Consider the following 17,770-nt stretch of genomic DNA (forward strand, 5'->3'; position numbering starts at 1 on the left):
TCCAGTTGCCATCCGGCAAGTGGTGTCTCGTTACACGGCCCAAAGGGACCGCAATTACAAATCGGGTTCTCGACAAACCAAAACGATCGAACCCGGTCTCCCAGCGTTTTGGAAGAACGCGCCGATCGCAGTCATGTCGCGAGTTGGCGCGGTCTTTAACGGAATCGGTTGCCAAAAGCAACCGGCCCCGCGAAGATTCTTGGATCAGCCAGCCTTCAGAGCTTAGCGAGAATGGCTTCGATCTCACCGGTGACGGCATCGATCTCGCCCATGCCGTCGACCGAATGCAGCTTACCCTTGGCGTGGTAATAGCCGATCAGCGGCGAAGTTTCCTTGTAATAGGCCTGCAGGCGGGTGCGGACCGTATCACGATTGTCGTCGGGGCGACGCTTGAAGTGGGTGGAACCGCACTTGTCGCAGACGCCTTCAACCTTCGGCTTGAGGTTTTCGTCGTGATAACCGGCACCACAGTTGGCGCAGGTGTAACGACCGGCGATTCGATCTGCCAGGATCTCGTCGTCGACGCGGATCTCGACCACGGCCGAGAGGTCAAGATTCTTGCCCTTCAGCATGGCCTCGGTCGCGTCCGCCTGCACGAGCGTGCGCGGGAAACCGTCGAGGATGAAACCCTTTGCACAATCGGGCGCATCGATGCGCTCGGCGACGATGGCGATGACGATGTCGTCGGAGACAAGCTTGCCGGCGTCCATGACGGCCTTGGCGCGCTTGCCGACTTCCGTGCCGGCGGAAACCGCGGCACGGAGCATGTCACCGGTGGAGAGCTGCGGAATGCCGTGCTTCTCCACGATCCGCTGGGCCTGGGTCCCCTTCCCCGCGCCCGGCGGTCCTAACAGAATCAGTCTCATCGTCCCCTCTTTCCTCCACGCAACTTCGACTTCTTGATCAGGCCCTCATACTGCTGGGCGATCAGATGTCCCTGCACCTGTGCTACAGTATCAAGGGTGACGCTGACAACAATCAAAAGCGAAGTACCACCAAGGGCTAATGGGATCCCGGTGCGCGCGATGAGGATTTCGGGCAGTACGCAGACAAAGACGAGGTAGACGGCGCCGACGACCGTGATGCGGGTCAGCACGTAGTCGATGTATTCGGCGGTGCGGTCACCGGGGCGGATGCCCGGGATGAAGCCACCATGCTTCTTCAGATTGTCGGCCGTATCCTTCGGATTGAAGACGATGGCCGTGTAGAAGAAGGCGAAGAAGGCGATCAATGCACCGTAGAGCAGCATGTAGACGGGATGACCGTGCTGCAGCGCTGCAATGATCGTGGTCGCCCAGCCCGGAAGCTCGCTGGTGCCTGCAAAGCCGGCAGCCGTTGCGGGCAGCAGCAGCAGCGAGGACGCGAAGATCGCCGGGATAACGCCTGCAGTGTTCAGCTTCAGCGGCAGGTGCGAGGTGTCGCCCTGGAACATGCGGTTGCCGACCTGGCGCTTCGGATACTGGATCAGCAGCCGGCGCTGGGCGCGCTCGACGAAGACGATCAGCGCGATAACGGCGATCGCAACGAAGATGACCGTGAGGATCAGCAGGGTCGAGAGTGCGCCGGTGCGGCCGAGTTCCAGCGTATGGGCGATCGCCATGGGCAGGCTGGCTGCGATGCCGGCGAAGATGATCAGCGAGATGCCGTTGCCGATGCCGCGCGAGGTGATCTGCTCACCGAGCCACATCAGGAACATGGTACCGCCGAGCAGCGTCAGGACGGTCGAAATACGGAAGAACCAGCCCGGATCGGCGACGATGCCCTGGCCCGATTCGAGGCCGACAGCTATGCCGTAGGCCTGCAGGGTACCGAGCAGAACCGTGCCGTAGCGGGTGTACTGGTTGATGATCTTGCGGCCCTGCTCGCCCTCTTTCTTGAGCTGCTCGAGGGCCGGAACGACCGAGGTCATCAGCTGCACGATGATCGATGCGGAGATATAGGGCATGATGCCCAGCGCGAAGATCGCCATGCGCTCGACGGCGCCGCCGGCAAACATGTTGAAGAGACCGAGGATACCACCGGACTGGCCCTGGAAGGCCGCAGCGTAAGCTTCGGGATTGAGGCCGGGCAGCGGAATATGCGTGCCGAGGCGATAGACCAGCAATGCGGCCAAAGTGAACCACAGACGCTTCTTCAGATCTTCCGCCTTGGCGAAAGTCGAGAAGTTGAGGTTCGAGGCCAGTTGTTCCGCTGCAGAAGCCATAGAATTCTCCGCAAACCTGAACCGGTGACGACGACGTGCCAGACCGGAAGGCTATTCGTTCAAACTGTTTTCAGAAACCAGAGCGCGGGAGAAGTTGCGAATAACCGCATGCCTCACACACTTGTTTTCCAGATGACCCGGAAGACGAAACGACGTCCATTCCGTCCTGGGATCGTGAGGCTCACATATGGGAGCAAAATCGCCCGGTGTGAAGCACCCCGGGCGATTTGTCTGTCACTTATTCAGCGGCTTCCTTGGCTGCTTCGAGCAGCTTGATGGAACCGCCAGCCTTTTCGATCTTCTCGACGGCGGCCTTGGAGGCGCCGGCAACTTCGATCGTCAGCTTGGCCTTCAGTTCGCCATCGGAAAGAACGCGAACGCCGTCCTTGGCGCGACGGATCACACCGGCGGCCTTGAGCGAAGCTGCGTCAACCGTTGCCTTGGCGTCGAGCTTGCCAGCATCGATCGCGGTCTGGATACGGCCGAGCGAAACGGTGACGTATTCCGATGCGAAGATGTTGTTGAAGCCGCGCTTCGGCAGGCGACGGTAGATGGGCATCTGACCGCCTTCGAAGCCGTTGATGGCAACGCCCGAACGAGCCTTCTGACCCTTCACGCCGCGACCACCGGTCTTGCCCTTGCCGGAACCGATACCGCGACCTACGCGGATACGCTCCTTGGAGGCGCCTTCGTTGTCTTTGATTTCATTCAGTTTCATGATGACTTCCCCCGTCTCACTTCTCGTCGACGACGCGAACGAGATGCTGGACAGCACGGATCATGCCGCGAACCGAAGGAGTGTCCTCCAGGGTGCGGACCCGGTGCATCTTGTTGAGGCCCAGACCGATGAGCGTCTTGCGCTGCACTTCCGGACGGCGAATGGGCGAACCGATCTGCTCGATCGTGATCGTCTTTGCTTCAGTCTTCTTCGTAGCCTTAGCCATGGATCCGACTCCTCTTATTCTTCAGCTGCGTTGCCAGAGGCAGCGCGGCGAGCCTGGAGGGTAGCGTACTTCAGGCCACGCTGAGCAGCGATGTCCTTCGGGTGCACCTGGTGCTTCAGGGCGTCGAAGGTGGCGCGAACCATGTTGTAGGGGTTCGACGAACCAGTCGACTTGGCGACGACGTCGTGCATGCCGAGCGTTTCGAAAACGGCGCGCATCGGGCCACCGGCGATGATACCGGTACCGGCCTTGGCGGAGCGAAGGAGAACCTTGCCGGCGCCGTGACGGCCGTTGACGTCGTGATGCAGAGTGCGGCCATCACGCAGGGGAACGAAAATCATGTCGCGCTTGGCGGCTTCGGTAGCCTTGCGGATGGCTTCCGGCACTTCACGTGCCTTGCCATGGCCGAAGCCTACGCGGCCCTTCTGGTCGCCGACGACGACGAGGGCTGCAAAGCCGAAACGACGGCCGCCCTTGACGACCTTGGCGACGCGGTTGATCGCGACAAGCTTGTCGACGAACTCGCTATCGCGCTCTTCACGGTTCTGGCGATCTTCGCGCGAACCACGCTTTTCTTGTGCCATTGTCCTTTTCCTTTTTCTTTTCCGGGTGCAATCGGCAGATTACGCAAAGTTCCACCCTGCCCTTCCGGTGCAAGGTGGAATCCGGTGTGACCGGCTTAAAGCCGGAAATCCACCCGGACGCAAGCCCGGGTGGAAACTTCTGATTAGAAGGTCAGGCCACCTTCACGAGCCGCTTCGGCGAGAGCCTTGATGCGGCCGTGATAGATGAAGGCGCCACGGTCGAACACAACTTCCTTGACGCCAGCCTTGGTGGCGCGCTCGGCGACCAGCTTGCCGACGGCAGCAGCTGCTGCGATGTCCGCACCGGTCTTGAGCGAGCCCTTCAGGCCGCCATCGAGAGTCGAGGCTGCCGCGAGGGTCTTGCCAGCGACGTCGTCGATGATCTGAGCGTAGATGTTCTTCGACGAGCGATGTACCGACAGACGCGGACGGCCATTGGCCACCGCCTTGATCTGACGCCGTACGCGGTTGGCACGACGAACAAGTGCTTCTTTTCTGCTTGCCATTTCGCGCGTTCCTTACTTCTTCTTGCCTTCTTTGCGGACGATCCGCTCTTCGGCATACTTGACGCCCTTGCCCTTGTAGGGCTCGGGGCCGCGGTATTCACGGATCTCAGCGGCGACCTGGCCAACCTGCTGCTTGTTGATGCCGGTCACGATGATTTCGGTCGGCTTCGGAACAGCAATGGTGATGCCCTGCGGCGGCTCATAGACAACGTCGTGGCTGAAGCCGAGAGCCAGCTGCAGGTTCTTGCCCTGGAGCGACGCGCGGTAACCAACGCCGTTGATTTCGAGCTTGCGCTCGTAGCCGTCCTTAACACCCTTGAAGATGTTCTCGATCATCGTGCGGGACATGCCCCACTTGGAACGAGCATTCTTGGAGTTGTTGTTCGGCTGAACGACAACAGCGTTGTCTTCGAGCTTCACTGAGATTTCGTCATTTGCGACGAAGAAAAGTTCACCCTTCGGGCCCTTCGCCGTGACCTTCTGGCCATCGACGGCGGCAGTCACACCAGCCGGAACCGGAACGGGCTTCTTACCGATACGAGACATAGTTTTTATCCTGTCTGTTCGCTATGGAGATCCCCTGCCCGTCTTAGAAGACGGAGCAGAGTACCTCACCACCAACGTTCTGTTCGCGAGCCTGGTGATCGGCCATCACACCCTTCGGAGTCGAAAGGATGGTGATGCCGAGGCCGTTCGCGACCTGCGGGATGGACTTAACCGAGACATAAACTCGGCGGCCCGGCTTGGATACGCGGCCGATTTCGCGAATGACCGAAGCACCTTCGTAGTACTTCAGTTCGATCGTGATCTCAGACTTGCCATTGTCGTAATCGACCTGGCTGTAGCCACGGATGTAACCTTCGGCCTGCAGAACGTCGAGAACGCGGGCACGGAGCTTGGAGGCCGGGGTGGTGACGGAGCTCTTGCGGCGAGCGGCACCATTCCGGATACGGGTGAGCATATCGCCCAACGGATCAGTCATCGTCATATTGGCCTCTCCTTACCAGCTCGACTTCACAACGCCCGGCACCTTGCCGGTGTTGCCAAGCTCGCGAAGCGCGATACGCGACATTCCAAGCTTGCGGTAGAATGCACGCGGACGACCGGTGACTTCGCAACGGTTGCGAATACGGGTCTTGGAGCCATCGCGCGGCAGTTCTGCCAGCTTCAGGGTGGCCTTGAACCGCTCTTCAATCGAAAGAGACTGGTTCATGATGATCGCCTTCAGGCCTGCACGCTTGGCAGCCTGGTTGGCGACGGTCTTGCGGCGGCGCTTGTTCTTTTCAACTGCGCTTGTCTTCGCCATATCGAAGTTCCTCTTCTACGCTCGTCGTTACGGTTACTGACGGAACGGGAAGTTGAACTCTTTCAGAAGAGCCCGAGCTTCGTCGTCGTTGGTCGCCGTCGTGCAAACGATGATGTCCATGCCCCACATCTGATCAACCTTGTCGTAGTTGATCTCCGGGAACACAATGTGCTCCTTGATGCCCATGGCGAAGTTGCCACGGCCGTCAAAGGACTTCGGGTTCAGGCCGCGGAAGTCGCGAACGCGCGGAAGCGCGATGTTGACCAGGCGGTCCAGGAACTCATACATGCGGGCGCCGCGCAGGGTGACCTTTGCGCCGATCGGCATGTTTTCGCGGACCTTGAAGCCAGCGATCGAGTTGCGAGCGCGCGTGATGACCGGCTTCTGGCCGGCGATCGCTGCGAGGTCGGCAGCAGCAACAGTGGGCTTCTTGGAGTCGGCAGTTGCCTCGCCCACGCCCATGTTGATGACGATCTTGTCGAGCTTCGGGATCTGCATCTCATTGGCGTAGGAGAACTGCTCCTGAAGCGCCTTGCGGATGCGGTTTACGTATTCGGCCTTGAGCCGCGGCTCATACTTTGCCTCAGCCATCGATCACTTCTCCCGAACGCTTGGCCACACGAACCTTCTTGCCGTCGACGACCTTGAAACCGACGCGGGTCGGCTTGCCGTCCTTGTCGACGATCGCGATGTTCGACAGGTGGATGGAGGCTTCCTTGCTGATGATGCCGGCTTCCGCGGTCTGCGTCTGGCGCTGGTGGCGCTTGACAATGTTGATGCCGCGAACGACCGCACGGTCTTCCTTCGGCATGACCTGGAGGACTTCGCCCGAACGGCCCTTGTCCTTGCCAGCGAGTACGACGACCTTGTCGCCCTTACGAATCTTGTTCATCGCTGTAGCTCCCCTTACAGTACTTCCGGAGCCAGCGAGATGATCTTCATGTGGTTCTTGGCGCGAAGTTCGCGCGGAACCGGTCCGAAGATACGGGTGCCGATCGGCTCTTTCTTGTTGTCGATAAGAACGGCTGCGTTGTTATCGAATCTGATGACGCTGCCGTCGGCGCGACGGATGTCCTTGGCGGTGCGAACGACAACCGCCTTCATCACGTCACCCTTCTTCACGCGGCCGCGCGGGATCGCTTCCTTGATCGAAACGACAATGATGTCGCCGATGGAAGCGTACTTGCGCTTGGAGCCGCCCAGCACCTTGATGCACATGACACGACGTGCGCCGGAATTATCCGCCACGTCGAGGTTAGTCTGCATCTGAATCATGTCAGGTCGCCTTCTTGTTGTAACCCGAACGGTTGGGCCGAGGCCCCCTATCCAGGCTTATGATAAATTTCTGGTGTGCGCGGGAAGATGGATACAGGGTGGTTTCCCATATGGGACCTTCCGTGCGCTCAAAGCAAAAGAACGCCCGATTCCGAGCGTTCTCAGCCAGTGGCCTGCTTCATACAGATTTCTGCGCAAGGTGCAAGCCCTTGCGCAGGAAGTCCGTAAATTAAGCCTGGGCGGAAATTACCGTCCAGCGCTTGTCCTTGGAAATCGGTGCACATTCCTGGATGGAAACGACGTCACCGGTCTTGTACTGGTTGGTTTCGTCATGTGCCTTGTACTTCTTGGACCGGCGAACGGTCTTCTGAAGCAGCGGGTGGGCGAATCGACGCTCAACGCGAACAACGACAGTCTTGTCGTTCTTGTCGCTGACAACTACGCCCTGCAGAATGCGTTTCGGCATATTCTTCTGGTCCTTAGGCCTTGGCTTCTGCCGCCTTCTGGCGGGCAATGGTTTTCACGCGTGCGATGTCACGACGGACTTCCTGTATACGGGAAGACTTCTCGAGCTGGCCGGTGGCCTTCTGGAAGCGCAGGTTGAACTGCTCCTTCTTCAGCTTAGCAAGCTCGTCGTTCAGCTGGTCGGCGCTCATGGCGCGTACGTCTGCGGCTTTCATCGACTTGATCCTCACTCTGCAATGCGCTGTACGAAGCGCGTCGTGACAGAGAGCTTGGCGGAACCGAGGCGAAGAGCCTCGCGCGCGATCTCTTCCGAAACGCCGTCGATCTCGAACATGATACGGCCGGGCTTGACCTTGCATGCCCAGTATTCGACCGAACCCTTACCCTTACCCATACGAACTTCGGTCGGCTTGGCCGTGACCGGAACGTCAGGGAATACGCGGATCCACACGCGACCAGCACGCTTCATGTAGCGGGTGATCGCACGACGGGCTGCTTCAATTTCGCGAGCGTTCACGCGGTTCGGTTCCAGAGCCTTGAGGCCGAATTCACCGAATGCCAGATCAAAACCGCCCTTGGCGACGCCCTTGATGCGGCCCTTGAACTGCTTGCGGTACTTTGTACGCTTTGGCTGCAACATTTTCTTACTTCTCCGAGCTTATCTTTCGCCAGCGTTCAATCAAGCGTTCTCGCGGCGACGGTCGCCACGATCACCGCGTTCACGGCTTGCGGGACCCTGAGCATCACCCTCAAGTGCACGGCGTTCCGATGCCATCGGATCGTGCTCGAGGATTTCGCCCTTGAAGATCCAGACCTTCACGCCGCAAATGCCGTATGCGGTTTCGGCTTCAGCCGTACCGTAATCGATGTCTGCACGCAGGGTGTGGAGCGGAACGCGACCTTCGCGGTACCATTCGGTACGAGCGATTTCGGCACCACCGAGACGGCCGGCGCAGGTGATCTTGATGCCTTCGGCACCCAGACGCATGGCCGACTGAACGGCGCGCTTCATGGCGCGACGGAAAGCGATACGACGCTCGAGCTGCTGGGTGATCGACTGGGCAACGAGCGTTGCGTCGATTTCCGGCTTACGCACTTCAACGATGTTGAGGTGCGTTTCCGAGTTCGTCATCGACGAGATCTTCTTGCGAAGCTTCTCGATGTCTGCACCCTTCTTGCCGATGATCAGACCCGGGCGAGCCGAGTGGATCGTGACGCGGCACTTCTTGTGCGGACGCTCGATGACGACCTTGGCGATGCCGGCCTGCTTCAGCTCTTCCATCAGATACTTGCGGATCTTCAGGTCTTCGTGGAGCAGCTTGCCGTATTCGGCGTTGTCGGCGAACCAACGGCTATCCCAGGTGCGGTTAATCCCGAGGCGGAAGCCAATCGGATTGATTTTCTGACCCATTATGCGGCCTCCCCTTTGGCTTCGACTTCGCGCACAACGATGGTGAGGTGCGAGAACGGCTTTTCGATGCGCGATGCGCGGCCGCGGCCACGAGCGTGGAAACGCTTCATGGTGATCGACTTGCCAACATAGGCCTCTGCGACGATCAGCTGATCGACGTCGAGATCATGGTTGTTCTCGGCGTTGGCGATCGCGGATTCCAGGGTCTTCTTGACCGTGCCGGCGATGCGCTTGCGGGAGAATTCCAGGTCAGCGAGAGCGCGCTCGACCTTCTTGCCGCGGATCAGCGCGGCAACCAGGTTGAGCTTCTGGGGGCTGACGCGGATCGTGCGGGCGACTGCCTGCGCTTCGTTGTCCTTCAGCCGGCGTTCGGCTTTTGCCTTGCCCATTGTTACTTCCTCTTCGCCTTCTTGTCCGCACCGTGACCGTAATAGGTCCGGGTGGGAGCGAATTCACCGAACTTGTGGCCGACCATGTCTTCGTTGACCGAGACGGGCACATGCTTTGAGCCGTTGTAGACGCCGAAGGTGAGACCGACGAACTGCGGCAGGATGGTGGAGCGACGGCTCCACATCTTGATCACTTCATTGCGGCCGGTCTCGCGAACCTTCTCAGCCTTCTTGAGAAGATAGCCGTCGACGAACGGGCCTTTCCATACTGAACGAGCCATTTCTGACTACCTCTCTTACTTCTTCTTCAGGTGGCGCGAGCGCATGATGAACTTGTCGGTCGACTTGTTCGAACGAGTACGCTTGCCCTTGGTCGGTTTGCCCCACGGGGAAACCGGGTGACGACCACCGGAGGTACGACCTTCACCACCACCGTGCGGGTGGTCGACCGGGTTCATGACGACACCGCGGTTGTGCGGAGTCTTACCGCGCCAGCGGGTACGACCGGCCTTGCCGTCGTTGATGTTGCCGTGGTCCGGGTTGGACACGGCGCCAACGGTGGCGAGGCAGGCGCCCGGAACGAGGCGCTGTTCACCCGAGTTGAGACGCAGGATCGCCATGCCGGCATCGCGGCCGACGAGCTGGACGTAAGTGCCAGCCGAACGTGCGATCTGACCGCCCTTGCCGGGCTTCATTTCGACGTTGTGAACGATCGAGCCGACCGGGATGTACTGCAGCGGCATGGTGTTGCCGGGCTTTACGTCGACGGCCTTGTCGGACGAGATGACCTTGTCGCCGGCAGCAATGCGCTGCGGCGCCAGGATGTAGGCCTGCTCGCCGTCGGTGTAGGTGACGAGTGCGATAAAGGCCGAACGGTTCGGGTCGTATTCCAGGCGCTCGACGGTGCCTTCGACGTCGAACTTGCGACGCTTGAAGTCAACCAGACGATAGGTGCGCTTGTGACCACCACCGATGAAGCGAGCCGTGATGCGGCCGAGGTTGTTACGACCACCGCTCTTGGAAAGACCTTCCGTCAGCGCCTTGACCGGCTTGCCCTTCCACAGGCCCGAACGGTCGACGATGACCAGCTGACGCTGGCTGGGGGTCGTCGGATTGTAGCTTTTCAATGCCATTGTTCTTGTTCCCTACCTCAGACGCCCGTCGACACGTCGATGGACTGACCTTCGGCGAGCGTCACGACGGCCTTCTTGACGTCCTTCTGCTTGCCGGCGAAGCCGCGGAAACGCTTGGTCTTGCCCTTGCGGACGAGCGTATTGACGGCGGTGACCTTGACGCCGAAGAGGGCTTCGACAGCAGCCTTGATTTCCGGCTTGCTTGCACCCTTGGCGACGTTGAAGACGACCTGGTTGTACTCAGACACCATGGTCGACTTTTCCGTGATCGACGGAGATACGATCACGTCGTAGTGGCGAAGATCCGTCATTTGAACCGCTCCTCCAGAGCTTCCACAGCAGCCTTGGAAAGCACGAGCTTGCCACGGCGCAGGATGTCATAAACGTTGATGCCCTGAACCGGGAGAACATCGATGTTCGGGATGTTCGAAGCGGCGAGCTTGAAGTTGCTGTCGATTTCGGCACCGCCGATGACGAGAGCGTTGGTGAGGCCGAGCGAGGCGAAGGTACCGACGAGCGCCTTGGTCTTGGCTTCAGCCGCAACCAGGTTGTCGACGATGATCACGTCTTCCGACTTGAACTTGGCAGAGAGAGCGTGACGCAGAGCGAGCGCACGGACCTTCTTCGGCAGGTCATGGGCATGGCTTCGAACAACCGGGCCATGAGCCTTACCACCGCCGCGGAACTGCGGAGCGCGGGCCGAATGGTGACGAGCACGACCGGTGCCCTTCTGCTTGTACATCTTGGAGCCGGTTCGGGAGACTTCCGAACGGCCCTTGATCTTGTGCGTGCCGGCGCGCTTCTTGGCGAGCTGGTAGCGGACCATACGGGCGATCAGGTCTTCACGGGGCTCAAGGCCGAAGATTTCGTCCGACAGAGAAACCTTGCCGGCGTCCTTGCCCTCGAGGGTCTTGACGTTAAATTCCATGTGCTTGGCTCCCTTACTTCGCCGACTTGACGGCGTCGCGGACGATGATCCAGGAACCCTTGGAGCCGGGAACGGCGCCCTTCACAAGGATAAGACCGCGATCTTCATCAGTCGAAACGACTTCGAGGTTCTGGGTGGTGACGCGCGTCTGGCCCATGTGACCAGCCATGCGCTTGCCCTTCCAGACCTTGCCCGGATCCTGGTTCGAACCCGTCGAACCGTGCGAGCGGTGCGAAACGGAAACACCGTGGGTAGCGCGGAGACCGCCGAAGTTGTGGCGCTTCATGGCACCAGCAAAACCCTTACCGATCGTCGTGCCAGTGACGTCGACCAGCTGGCCGGCTTCGAAATGGCTCGCGGTCAGCTGGGAGCCGACTTCGATGAGGTTGTCTTCGGAAACGCGGAACTCGACGAGCTTGGCCTTGGGCTCAACGCTCGCAGCAGCGAAGTGGCCACGCAGGCCCTTCGTGGTATTCTTGACCTTGGACGTGCCGGCACCGAGCTGGAGCGCGGTGTAGCCGTTCTTGTCAACCGTACGCTGGGCAACGACCTGTACGTTATCCAGCCGCAGAACTGTTACCGGGATATGTTCGCCGGCGTCGTTGTAGACGCGGGTCATTCCCACTTTCTGTGCAATCACACCTGAACGCATTGGTTCATTCCTCTTGAGAGTCGCGGCCTCGATCAGATCTCGGCCTTTCCTCTTTGTTTAAGGATTCCACTCCGGCCCTTCCGAACCTTCGGGTTTCCCGTTTCGAGAAGTCGTTGGCAGGTCTTGCCACGTACCTTCCTTGTTATTTCGGCTCTCGCCGGAATTCCTTCTTAGAGCTTGATCTCGACGTCAACGCCGGCAGCCAGGTCGAGCTTCATCAGAGCGTCGACGGTCTGCGGGGTCGGGTCTACGATGTCAAGCAGGCGCTTATGCGTGCGCATCTCGAACTGTTCGCGGCTCTTCTTGTCGACGTGCGGCGAACGGTTGACGGTAAACTTTTCAATACGGGTCGGGAGCGGTACCGGGCCGCGAACGCTTGCACCGGTGCGCTTTGCGGTGGAGACAATCTCCCGCGTAGAGGCATCGAGAACCCGGTGATCAAACGCCTTCAGGCGGATGCGGATATTCTGGCCGTTCATTCGACTTGTCCTTGTTTCTTTTCTTGCGTCCCGCATACGCAGAGACAGTGAATTACCATGACTGGCCGGCCCCTAATTTTCAAAAATCACAGGGACACCACGGGGTGCCCCTGTCACTCTTTTCATTCATGAGGAGCCCTGCCGAACTCGACCCGTCACCAGGCCTTGAAATCTGCAGCGCTAAGAACTGACGGTGCAAATCACCGTGCGATTCTGATCGTTGCCGGCGACATACACCGCAATCGGCCTTTCGTCAATCCGCCCGACGGGACGAATTGGCGACATGCGCGCTGTCTGCATGACTGGCTTGCGCCAGCCGACAGACGGAAACGAAAAGCGGCCCCGGGCTGATGGCCCAGGGCCGCCCTCTCAATCGATTACTCGATGATCGAAGCGACGATGCCGGCGCCGACGGTGCGGCCACCTTCGCGGATCGCGAAGCGCAGCTTTTCTTCCATCGCGATCGGAACGATCAGCTCAACGGCAACCGTGACGTTGTCGCCCGGCATAACCATTTCCGTGCCTTCCGGAAGCGACACGATGCCGGTCACGTCCGTCGTGCGGAAGTAGAACTGCGGACGATAGTTCGTGAAGAACGGCGTATGACGGCCGCCTTCTTCCTTCGTCAGGATGTAGGCTTCTGCCATGAACTTCTTGTGCGGCTTGACCGAACCCGGCTTGCACAGGATCTGGCCACGCTCAACGCCGTCACGGTTCACACCGCGCAGCAGCGCACCGATGTTGTCGCCGGCCTGGCCCTGGTCGAGCAGCTTGCGGAACATTTCAACGCCCGTGCAGGTCGTCTTCGTCGTCGGACGGATGCCGACGATTTCGATTTCTTCGCCGACCTTGACGATACCGCGCTCAACGCGACCCGTCACAACCGTACCACGGCCAGAGATCGAGAACACGTCTTCGATCGGCATCAGGAACGGCTGGTCGATCGGGCGCTCAGGCGTCGGGATGTAGGCGTCGACCTGAGCCATCAGCTCGCGGATCGCGTCTTCGCCAATCGTCTTGTTCGAGTCTTCCAGAGCGGCCAGAGCCGAGCCCTTAACGACCGGGATGTCGTCGCCCGGGAAGTCGTAGGATGACAGCAGTTCGCGAACTTCGAGTTCAACGAGCTCGAGCAGCTCGGCGTCGTCGACCTGGTCAACCTTGTTGAGGAAGACAACGATCGCCGGAACGCCAACCTGGCGGGCGAGCAGGATGTGCTCGCGGGTCTGCGGCATCGGGCCGTCAGCAGCCGAGCAAACCAGGATCGCGCCGTCCATCTGGGCAGCACCGGTGATCATGTTCTTGACGTAGTCGGCGTGGCCGGGGCAGTCAACGTGGGCGTAGTGGCGGTTGGCGGTCTCATACTCGACGTGGGCCGTCGAGATGGTGATGCCGCGGGCCTTTTCTTCCGGAGCTGCGTCGATCTGGTCGTAGGCCTTGAACTCACCGAAGTACTTGGTGATCGCTGCCGTCAGAGACGTCTTGCCGTGGTCGACGTGGCCGATCGTGCCGATGTTGACGTGCGGCTTGTTGCGCTCAAACTTACTCTTTGCCATTTTCGGCTCTCCATTTTGTGGTCCCCGTCAGGGGAAATTCAAATCTTCAATTGGACGGACGGCGTATCCCGGTCACTTCTGACCGGAATACTTTGCCTGGATTTCAGCAGCAACGTTCGACGGGACCGGTGCGTAATGGTCGAAGACCATCGAGTACTGGGCGCGGCCCTGCGACATGGAGCGCAGGTTGTCGACGTACTTGAACATGTTGGCGAGCGGAACGTGAGCGTTGATCACGATCGCGATGCCGCGCTGTTCCTGGCCCTGGATCTGGCCACGACGGGAGTTCAGGTCGCCGATAACGTCGCCGACGTAGTCTTCCGGGGTCACGACTTCGACGCGCATCATCGGCTCGAGCAGCTGAGCGCCGGCCTTCTTGGCTGCTTCACGGAAGCAGGCACGCGATGCGATTTCGAAGGCGAGAACCGACGAGTCGACGTCGTGGAAGGCGCCGTCGATGAGGGTGGCCTTGACGCCCAGCATCGGGAAGCCAGCGAGCGGACCCGAGGACAGAACGCTTTCGATACCCTTCTGAACGCCCGGGATGTATTCCTTCGGAACAGCACCGCCGACGATCTTGGACTCAAACTTGAAGTCTTCGCCATCCGGGTTCGGTTCGAAGACGAGCTTGACGCGCGCGAACTGACCGGTACCACCGGACTGCTTCTTGTGCGTGTAGTCTTCTTCGTGCTGCTTCGTGATGGTTTCGCGGTAAGCAACCTGCGGTGCACCGACGTTGGCTTCAACCTTGAACTCGCGACGCATGCGGTCGACGATGATGTCGAGGTGAAGTTCGCCCATGCCGGCGATGATGGTCTGGCCGGATTCCTGGTCGGTCTTGACGCGGAAGGACGGGTCTTCGGCAGCCAGGCGGTTGAGCGCGAGGCCCATCTTTTCCTGGTCGCCCTTGGACTTCGGCTCGATCGCGATCTGAATGACCGGCTCGGGGAATTCCATGCGCTCGAGGATAACCGGCTTCAGGGGATCGCAGAGCGTGTCACCCGTGGTGGTTTCCTTGAGGCCAGCGAGAGCAACGATGTCGCCTGCGAAGGCCTCTTCGATGTCTTCACGGCTGTTGGAGTGCATCTGAAGCATACGGCCGACGCGCTCGCGCTTGTCCTTGACCGTGTTCATGACAGACGAGCCCTTTTCGAGCTTGCCGGAATAGATGCGGGCGAAGGTGAGCGAACCGACGAAGGGGTCGTTCATGATCTTGAATGCCAGCATGGCGAGCGGCTCGGCGTCATCTGCATGGCGCTCGATTTCGGCTTCGGTCTTGAAGTCGATACCCTTGATGGCCGGGATGTCGAGCGGCGACGGCAGGTAGTCGACAACCGCGTCGAGGAGCGGCTGAACGCCCTTGTTCTTGAAGGCGGTGCCGCAGAACATCGGGTGGAACTTGACGTCGATGGTGCCGCGACGAACGAGTTCGCGGATCTTGTCGTTGTCCGGCATGTCGCCGTTCAGGTAGGCTTCCATCGCTTCTTCGTCGATCTCGACAACGGTCTCGATCAGCTTTTCGCGATATTCTTCGGCCTTTTCCTTCAGGTCGGCAGGAATTTCGACAACGTCCCAGGCAGCGCCGAGGGACTCGTCGCGCCAGATCAGAGCGTTCATCTCGATCAGGTCGACAACGCCCTTGAAGTCGCTTTCAGCGCCGATCGGCAGCTGCATGACAACAGCGGTGGCGCCAAGACGGGTCTTGATCATTTCTACCGAGCGGTAGAAGTCAGCACCGGTCTTGTCCATCTTGTTGCAGAAGATCATCCGCGGAACGTTGTACTTTTCAGCCTGACGCCAGACGGTTTCGGTCTGCGGCTCAACACCAGCGTTGGCGTCGAGAAGAGCAATCGCACCGTCGAGAACGCGCAGCGAACGCTCGACTTCGATGGTGAAGTCAACGTGGCCGGGGGTGTCGATGATGTTAAAGCGGCGCATCTTGCCGTCGCGACCCTTCCAGAAGGTCGTGGTAGCAGCAGAGGTGATCGTGATGCCACGCTCCTGCTCCTGCTCCATCCAGTCCATGGTGGCTGCGCCGTCATGAACTTCGCCGATCTTGTGAGACTTACCGGTGTAGTAGAGGATACGCTCGGTGGTCGTGGTCTTGCCGGCGTCAATATGCGCCATGATACCGAAGTTGCGGTAGTCTTCGATTTTATATTCGCGAGCCATAACGGACTGCCTTTCGATATTCGATCGGTTGATTACCAGCGGTAATGCGAGAAGGCGCGGTTTGCATCGGCCATCTTGTGGGTGTCTTCGCGCTTCTTGACGGCGCTACCGCGGTTGTTCGCTGCGTCGAGCAGCTCGCCGGAGAGGCGGTCGACCATAGTGGTCTCGTTGCGCTTGCGGGCAGCGGTGATCAGCCAGCGGATCGCGAGAGCCTGGCGGCGCTCCGGACGAACATCGACCGGGACCTGGTAGGTTGCACCGCCGACGCGGCGCGAACGGACTTCAACATGCGGCGCGACATTGTCGAGCGCCTGATGGAAGACGGCAATCGGTTCCTGCTTGGACTTGTTCTGAACGACGTCGAAGGCACCGTAGACGATGCTTTCTGCGACCGACTTCTTGCCGTGAAGCATGATGGCGTTCATGAACTTGGTTACGACGAGATCGCCGAACTTCGGGTCCGGATTGATTTCGCGCTTTTCTGCACTGTGGCGACGGGACATACTATTTGTCTCTCAACGGTTAGGGACGCTTTATCACGCGGAGAACCTCGCGCAGCGCCGGTATCTGATGGATGAAGGACCGAAGCTTACTTCGGACGCTTCGCACCGTACTTCGAACGGCGCTGCTTGCGGTTCTTGACGCCCTGGGTGTCGAGAACGCCGCGGATGATGTGGTAACGAACGCCCGGCAAGTCCTTAACGCGGCCGCCACGGATCATGACGACAGAGTGTTCCTGCAGGTTGTGACCTTCGCCCGGAATGTAGCCGATGACTTCGAAGCCATTGGTCAGGCGGATCTTGGCGACCTTACGGAGAGCCGAGTTCGGCTTCTTCGGGGTCGTGGTGTAGACGCGGGTGCAAACGCCGCGCTTCTGCGGGTTTTCCTGCAGAGCAGGAACCTTATTGCGCTTTACCTGTGCCTGACGCGGCTTGCGGATCAGCTGGTTTACGGTAGGCATATACCCATCCCTTGCAAAATCTAGTCTCAAGCCCTTTCAGGCCCTGTTGGTTTGCCGTTTCCGGCGGCGGCCGCACTGTTTTCTTCATGCGCAAAATGTGGCCCGACCCGTTTTCGCGGATGGACCACAAAAGACAGAGGACGCACTGCGAGAGTGCGTCGTGCGAGCAGCATTCGTGTCGTCAACGTGCGTTTGGAGACCTGTTTGAGATGAACTTCAGGACGCGTCGTCCCGAAAAACCCGATCTCACATGGGCTCCGATGGGCGGGGTACTACTGTTTTCCCCCCTTAACGTCAAGTCACATCTGACAATTAATGCCCTAAGCGCCCTGCCCGAGCGGGAGTCTGGCCGCTCAGCACAGGAAAAAGCGGCTGCACGGACGATTTGGCTTGGCTTGCGGCGTGAAACTTCTAGATAGGTAGAGAGAGAGGGTCAACCTCCCTGCCCGTCTGGTCGAATCGGCCGCGGCGAAAGAATCGATCCGCCACAACAGGAAGACCAGGCGCCATGATCACCAGCCCCGACAATGACAACAACCGCGACGAGCCGATGGTGTTCATCGTGATCGCCAAGGCCTACGAGACCGAAGGCGGCGAACCGATCGACCTGCATGTGCTGCTGACGGCCCCGGACGACGATACGGCCGTTCGGCTGACGCTGAACGCGTTGTCCGAAGAAGGCTTCCTGGAGGCCGATCTCGACCAGATCGGCATGATCAACGGCGCTCCGGACGAAGAGCCGCATGCCTCTGCCTATCAGGGCGCGCTGGAAGGCGAAGTGGCGATCATCCGTTTCGCCTGAGCGGCAA

General features: G+C 59.7%; 28 protein-coding genes. 1 reads left to right on the forward strand and 27 read right to left on the reverse strand.

The features are described from left to right. Nucleotides 1–215: 215 nt before the first annotated feature. From AC1PUL_RS09275 to rpsL, 27 genes are all read right to left on the reverse strand, one after another. Nucleotides 216–866, reverse strand: a complete 651-nt coding sequence (locus AC1PUL_RS09275) for an adenylate kinase (RefSeq protein WP_480468025.1) — start codon at nucleotides 864–866, stop codon at nucleotides 216–218. Continuing rightward, complete coding sequence (gene secY, locus AC1PUL_RS09280; RefSeq protein WP_480468027.1) at nucleotides 863–2,203, reverse strand: preprotein translocase subunit SecY; 1,341 nt, start codon at nucleotides 2,201–2,203, stop codon at nucleotides 863–865. The genes AC1PUL_RS09275 and secY overlap by 4 nt, the downstream gene beginning before the upstream one ends. A 238-nt stretch (nucleotides 2,204–2,441) precedes the next feature. After that, entirely contained in the window at nucleotides 2,442–2,921 is a 480-nt protein-coding gene (gene rplO, locus AC1PUL_RS09285; protein WP_113462292.1) for a 50S ribosomal protein L15, read from the reverse strand. 16 nt (nucleotides 2,922–2,937) lie between these two features. Beyond that, entirely contained in the window at nucleotides 2,938–3,147 is a 210-nt protein-coding gene (gene rpmD / locus AC1PUL_RS09290; protein WP_113462293.1) for a 50S ribosomal protein L30, read from the reverse strand. 14 nt (nucleotides 3,148–3,161) lie between these two features. After that, entirely contained in the window at nucleotides 3,162–3,731 is a 570-nt protein-coding gene (gene rpsE / locus AC1PUL_RS09295; RefSeq protein ID WP_185810443.1) for a 30S ribosomal protein S5, read from the reverse strand. A gap of 143 nt (nucleotides 3,732–3,874) precedes the next feature. Continuing rightward, nucleotides 3,875–4,237, reverse strand: coding sequence for a 50S ribosomal protein L18 (gene rplR, locus AC1PUL_RS09300; protein ID WP_162549194.1), 363 nt, complete (start codon nucleotides 4,235–4,237; stop codon nucleotides 3,875–3,877). 12 nt (nucleotides 4,238–4,249) lie between these two features. After that, complete coding sequence (gene rplF / locus AC1PUL_RS09305; RefSeq protein ID WP_480468029.1) at nucleotides 4,250–4,783, reverse strand: 50S ribosomal protein L6; 534 nt, start codon at nucleotides 4,781–4,783, stop codon at nucleotides 4,250–4,252. A gap of 43 nt (nucleotides 4,784–4,826) precedes the next feature. Further along, nucleotides 4,827–5,225 (reverse strand): 30S ribosomal protein S8, encoded by a 399-nt coding sequence (gene rpsH, locus AC1PUL_RS09310; protein WP_136597312.1) that lies wholly within the window; start codon nucleotides 5,223–5,225, stop codon nucleotides 4,827–4,829. 12 nt (nucleotides 5,226–5,237) lie between these two features. Further along, the gene (gene rpsN, locus AC1PUL_RS09315; RefSeq protein ID WP_162549192.1) at nucleotides 5,238–5,543 is read right to left on the reverse strand and encodes a 30S ribosomal protein S14; all 306 of its coding nucleotides are present in this window, start codon (nucleotides 5,541–5,543) and stop codon (nucleotides 5,238–5,240) included. Nucleotides 5,544–5,576: 33 nt separating this feature from the next. Beyond that, on the reverse strand, nucleotides 5,577–6,134 hold the full coding sequence (rplE, locus tag AC1PUL_RS09320) for a 50S ribosomal protein L5 (protein ID WP_480468030.1): 558 nt from the start codon (nucleotides 6,132–6,134) through the stop codon (nucleotides 5,577–5,579). After that, nucleotides 6,127–6,435 carry a 50S ribosomal protein L24 gene (rplX, locus tag AC1PUL_RS09325; protein ID WP_480468031.1) on the reverse strand — a complete coding sequence of 103 codons (309 nt, stop codon included), beginning with the start codon at nucleotides 6,433–6,435 and terminating at the stop codon, nucleotides 6,127–6,129. The genes rplE and rplX overlap by 8 nt, the downstream gene beginning before the upstream one ends. Before the next feature lie 14 nt (nucleotides 6,436–6,449). Further along, nucleotides 6,450–6,818 carry a 50S ribosomal protein L14 gene (rplN, locus tag AC1PUL_RS09330; RefSeq protein ID WP_006728677.1) on the reverse strand — a complete coding sequence of 123 codons (369 nt, stop codon included), beginning with the start codon at nucleotides 6,816–6,818 and terminating at the stop codon, nucleotides 6,450–6,452. A gap of 229 nt (nucleotides 6,819–7,047) precedes the next feature. Next, nucleotides 7,048–7,284 (reverse strand): 30S ribosomal protein S17, encoded by a 237-nt coding sequence (rpsQ, locus tag AC1PUL_RS09335; RefSeq protein WP_113462300.1) that lies wholly within the window; start codon nucleotides 7,282–7,284, stop codon nucleotides 7,048–7,050. Between the two features lie 13 nt (nucleotides 7,285–7,297). Then, entirely contained in the window at nucleotides 7,298–7,498 is a 201-nt protein-coding gene (gene rpmC, locus AC1PUL_RS09340) for a 50S ribosomal protein L29 (RefSeq protein ID WP_028735898.1), read from the reverse strand. Nucleotides 7,499–7,509: 11 nt separating this feature from the next. Continuing rightward, nucleotides 7,510–7,923: a 50S ribosomal protein L16 gene (gene rplP, locus AC1PUL_RS09345; RefSeq protein WP_006728680.1), complete on the reverse strand. Its 414-nt coding sequence runs from the start codon at nucleotides 7,921–7,923 to the stop codon at nucleotides 7,510–7,512. A 39-nt stretch (nucleotides 7,924–7,962) separates the two neighbouring features. Further along, the gene (gene rpsC, locus AC1PUL_RS09350; RefSeq protein WP_480468032.1) at nucleotides 7,963–8,694 is read right to left on the reverse strand and encodes a 30S ribosomal protein S3; all 732 of its coding nucleotides are present in this window, start codon (nucleotides 8,692–8,694) and stop codon (nucleotides 7,963–7,965) included. After that, a complete protein-coding gene (gene rplV / locus AC1PUL_RS09355; protein ID WP_162549187.1) occupies nucleotides 8,694–9,083 on the reverse strand; it encodes a 50S ribosomal protein L22 in 390 nt (129 codons plus the stop codon). Before rplV ends, rpsC begins: the two co-directional genes overlap by 1 nt. 2 nt (nucleotides 9,084–9,085) lie before the next feature. Next, on the reverse strand, nucleotides 9,086–9,364 hold the full coding sequence (gene rpsS / locus AC1PUL_RS09360) for a 30S ribosomal protein S19 (RefSeq protein ID WP_102019766.1): 279 nt from the start codon (nucleotides 9,362–9,364) through the stop codon (nucleotides 9,086–9,088). A 15-nt stretch (nucleotides 9,365–9,379) separates the two neighbouring features. Then, entirely contained in the window at nucleotides 9,380–10,216 is an 837-nt protein-coding gene (gene rplB, locus AC1PUL_RS09365; RefSeq protein WP_162549186.1) for a 50S ribosomal protein L2, read from the reverse strand. Nucleotides 10,217–10,233: 17 nt separating this feature from the next. Beyond that, complete coding sequence (locus AC1PUL_RS09370; RefSeq protein ID WP_054158100.1) at nucleotides 10,234–10,527, reverse strand: 50S ribosomal protein L23; 294 nt, start codon at nucleotides 10,525–10,527, stop codon at nucleotides 10,234–10,236. Further along, entirely contained in the window at nucleotides 10,524–11,144 is a 621-nt protein-coding gene (gene rplD / locus AC1PUL_RS09375) for a 50S ribosomal protein L4 (RefSeq protein ID WP_298469149.1), read from the reverse strand. The genes AC1PUL_RS09370 and rplD overlap by 4 nt, the downstream gene beginning before the upstream one ends. A gap of 13 nt (nucleotides 11,145–11,157) precedes the next feature. Further along, the gene (gene rplC / locus AC1PUL_RS09380; protein WP_298469152.1) at nucleotides 11,158–11,796 is read right to left on the reverse strand and encodes a 50S ribosomal protein L3; all 639 of its coding nucleotides are present in this window, start codon (nucleotides 11,794–11,796) and stop codon (nucleotides 11,158–11,160) included. Nucleotides 11,797–11,966: 170 nt separating this feature from the next. Beyond that, complete coding sequence (gene rpsJ, locus AC1PUL_RS09385; RefSeq protein WP_006728688.1) at nucleotides 11,967–12,275, reverse strand: 30S ribosomal protein S10; 309 nt, start codon at nucleotides 12,273–12,275, stop codon at nucleotides 11,967–11,969. Between the two features lie 377 nt (nucleotides 12,276–12,652). Further along, nucleotides 12,653–13,828, reverse strand: a complete 1,176-nt coding sequence (gene tuf, locus AC1PUL_RS09390) for an elongation factor Tu (RefSeq protein ID WP_185810194.1) — start codon at nucleotides 13,826–13,828, stop codon at nucleotides 12,653–12,655. A 72-nt stretch (nucleotides 13,829–13,900) separates the two neighbouring features. Then, a complete protein-coding gene (fusA, locus tag AC1PUL_RS09395) occupies nucleotides 13,901–16,000 on the reverse strand; it encodes an elongation factor G (protein WP_480468034.1) in 2,100 nt (699 codons plus the stop codon). Between the two features lie 32 nt (nucleotides 16,001–16,032). Continuing rightward, nucleotides 16,033–16,503 (reverse strand): 30S ribosomal protein S7, encoded by a 471-nt coding sequence (gene rpsG, locus AC1PUL_RS09400; RefSeq protein ID WP_113462470.1) that lies wholly within the window; start codon nucleotides 16,501–16,503, stop codon nucleotides 16,033–16,035. A gap of 86 nt (nucleotides 16,504–16,589) precedes the next feature. Then, the gene (gene rpsL, locus AC1PUL_RS09405; protein ID WP_003507760.1) at nucleotides 16,590–16,961 is read right to left on the reverse strand and encodes a 30S ribosomal protein S12; all 372 of its coding nucleotides are present in this window, start codon (nucleotides 16,959–16,961) and stop codon (nucleotides 16,590–16,592) included. Between the two features lie 508 nt (nucleotides 16,962–17,469). On the opposite strand from rpsL, the gene AC1PUL_RS09410 reads away from it, so the two are divergent. Continuing rightward, the gene (locus AC1PUL_RS09410) at nucleotides 17,470–17,763 is read left to right on the forward strand and encodes a transcriptional regulator (protein ID WP_480468042.1); all 294 of its coding nucleotides are present in this window, start codon (nucleotides 17,470–17,472) and stop codon (nucleotides 17,761–17,763) included. Nucleotides 17,764–17,770: the final 7 nt, after the last annotated feature.

This window comes from Rhizobium sp. P43, assembly GCF_056730705.1.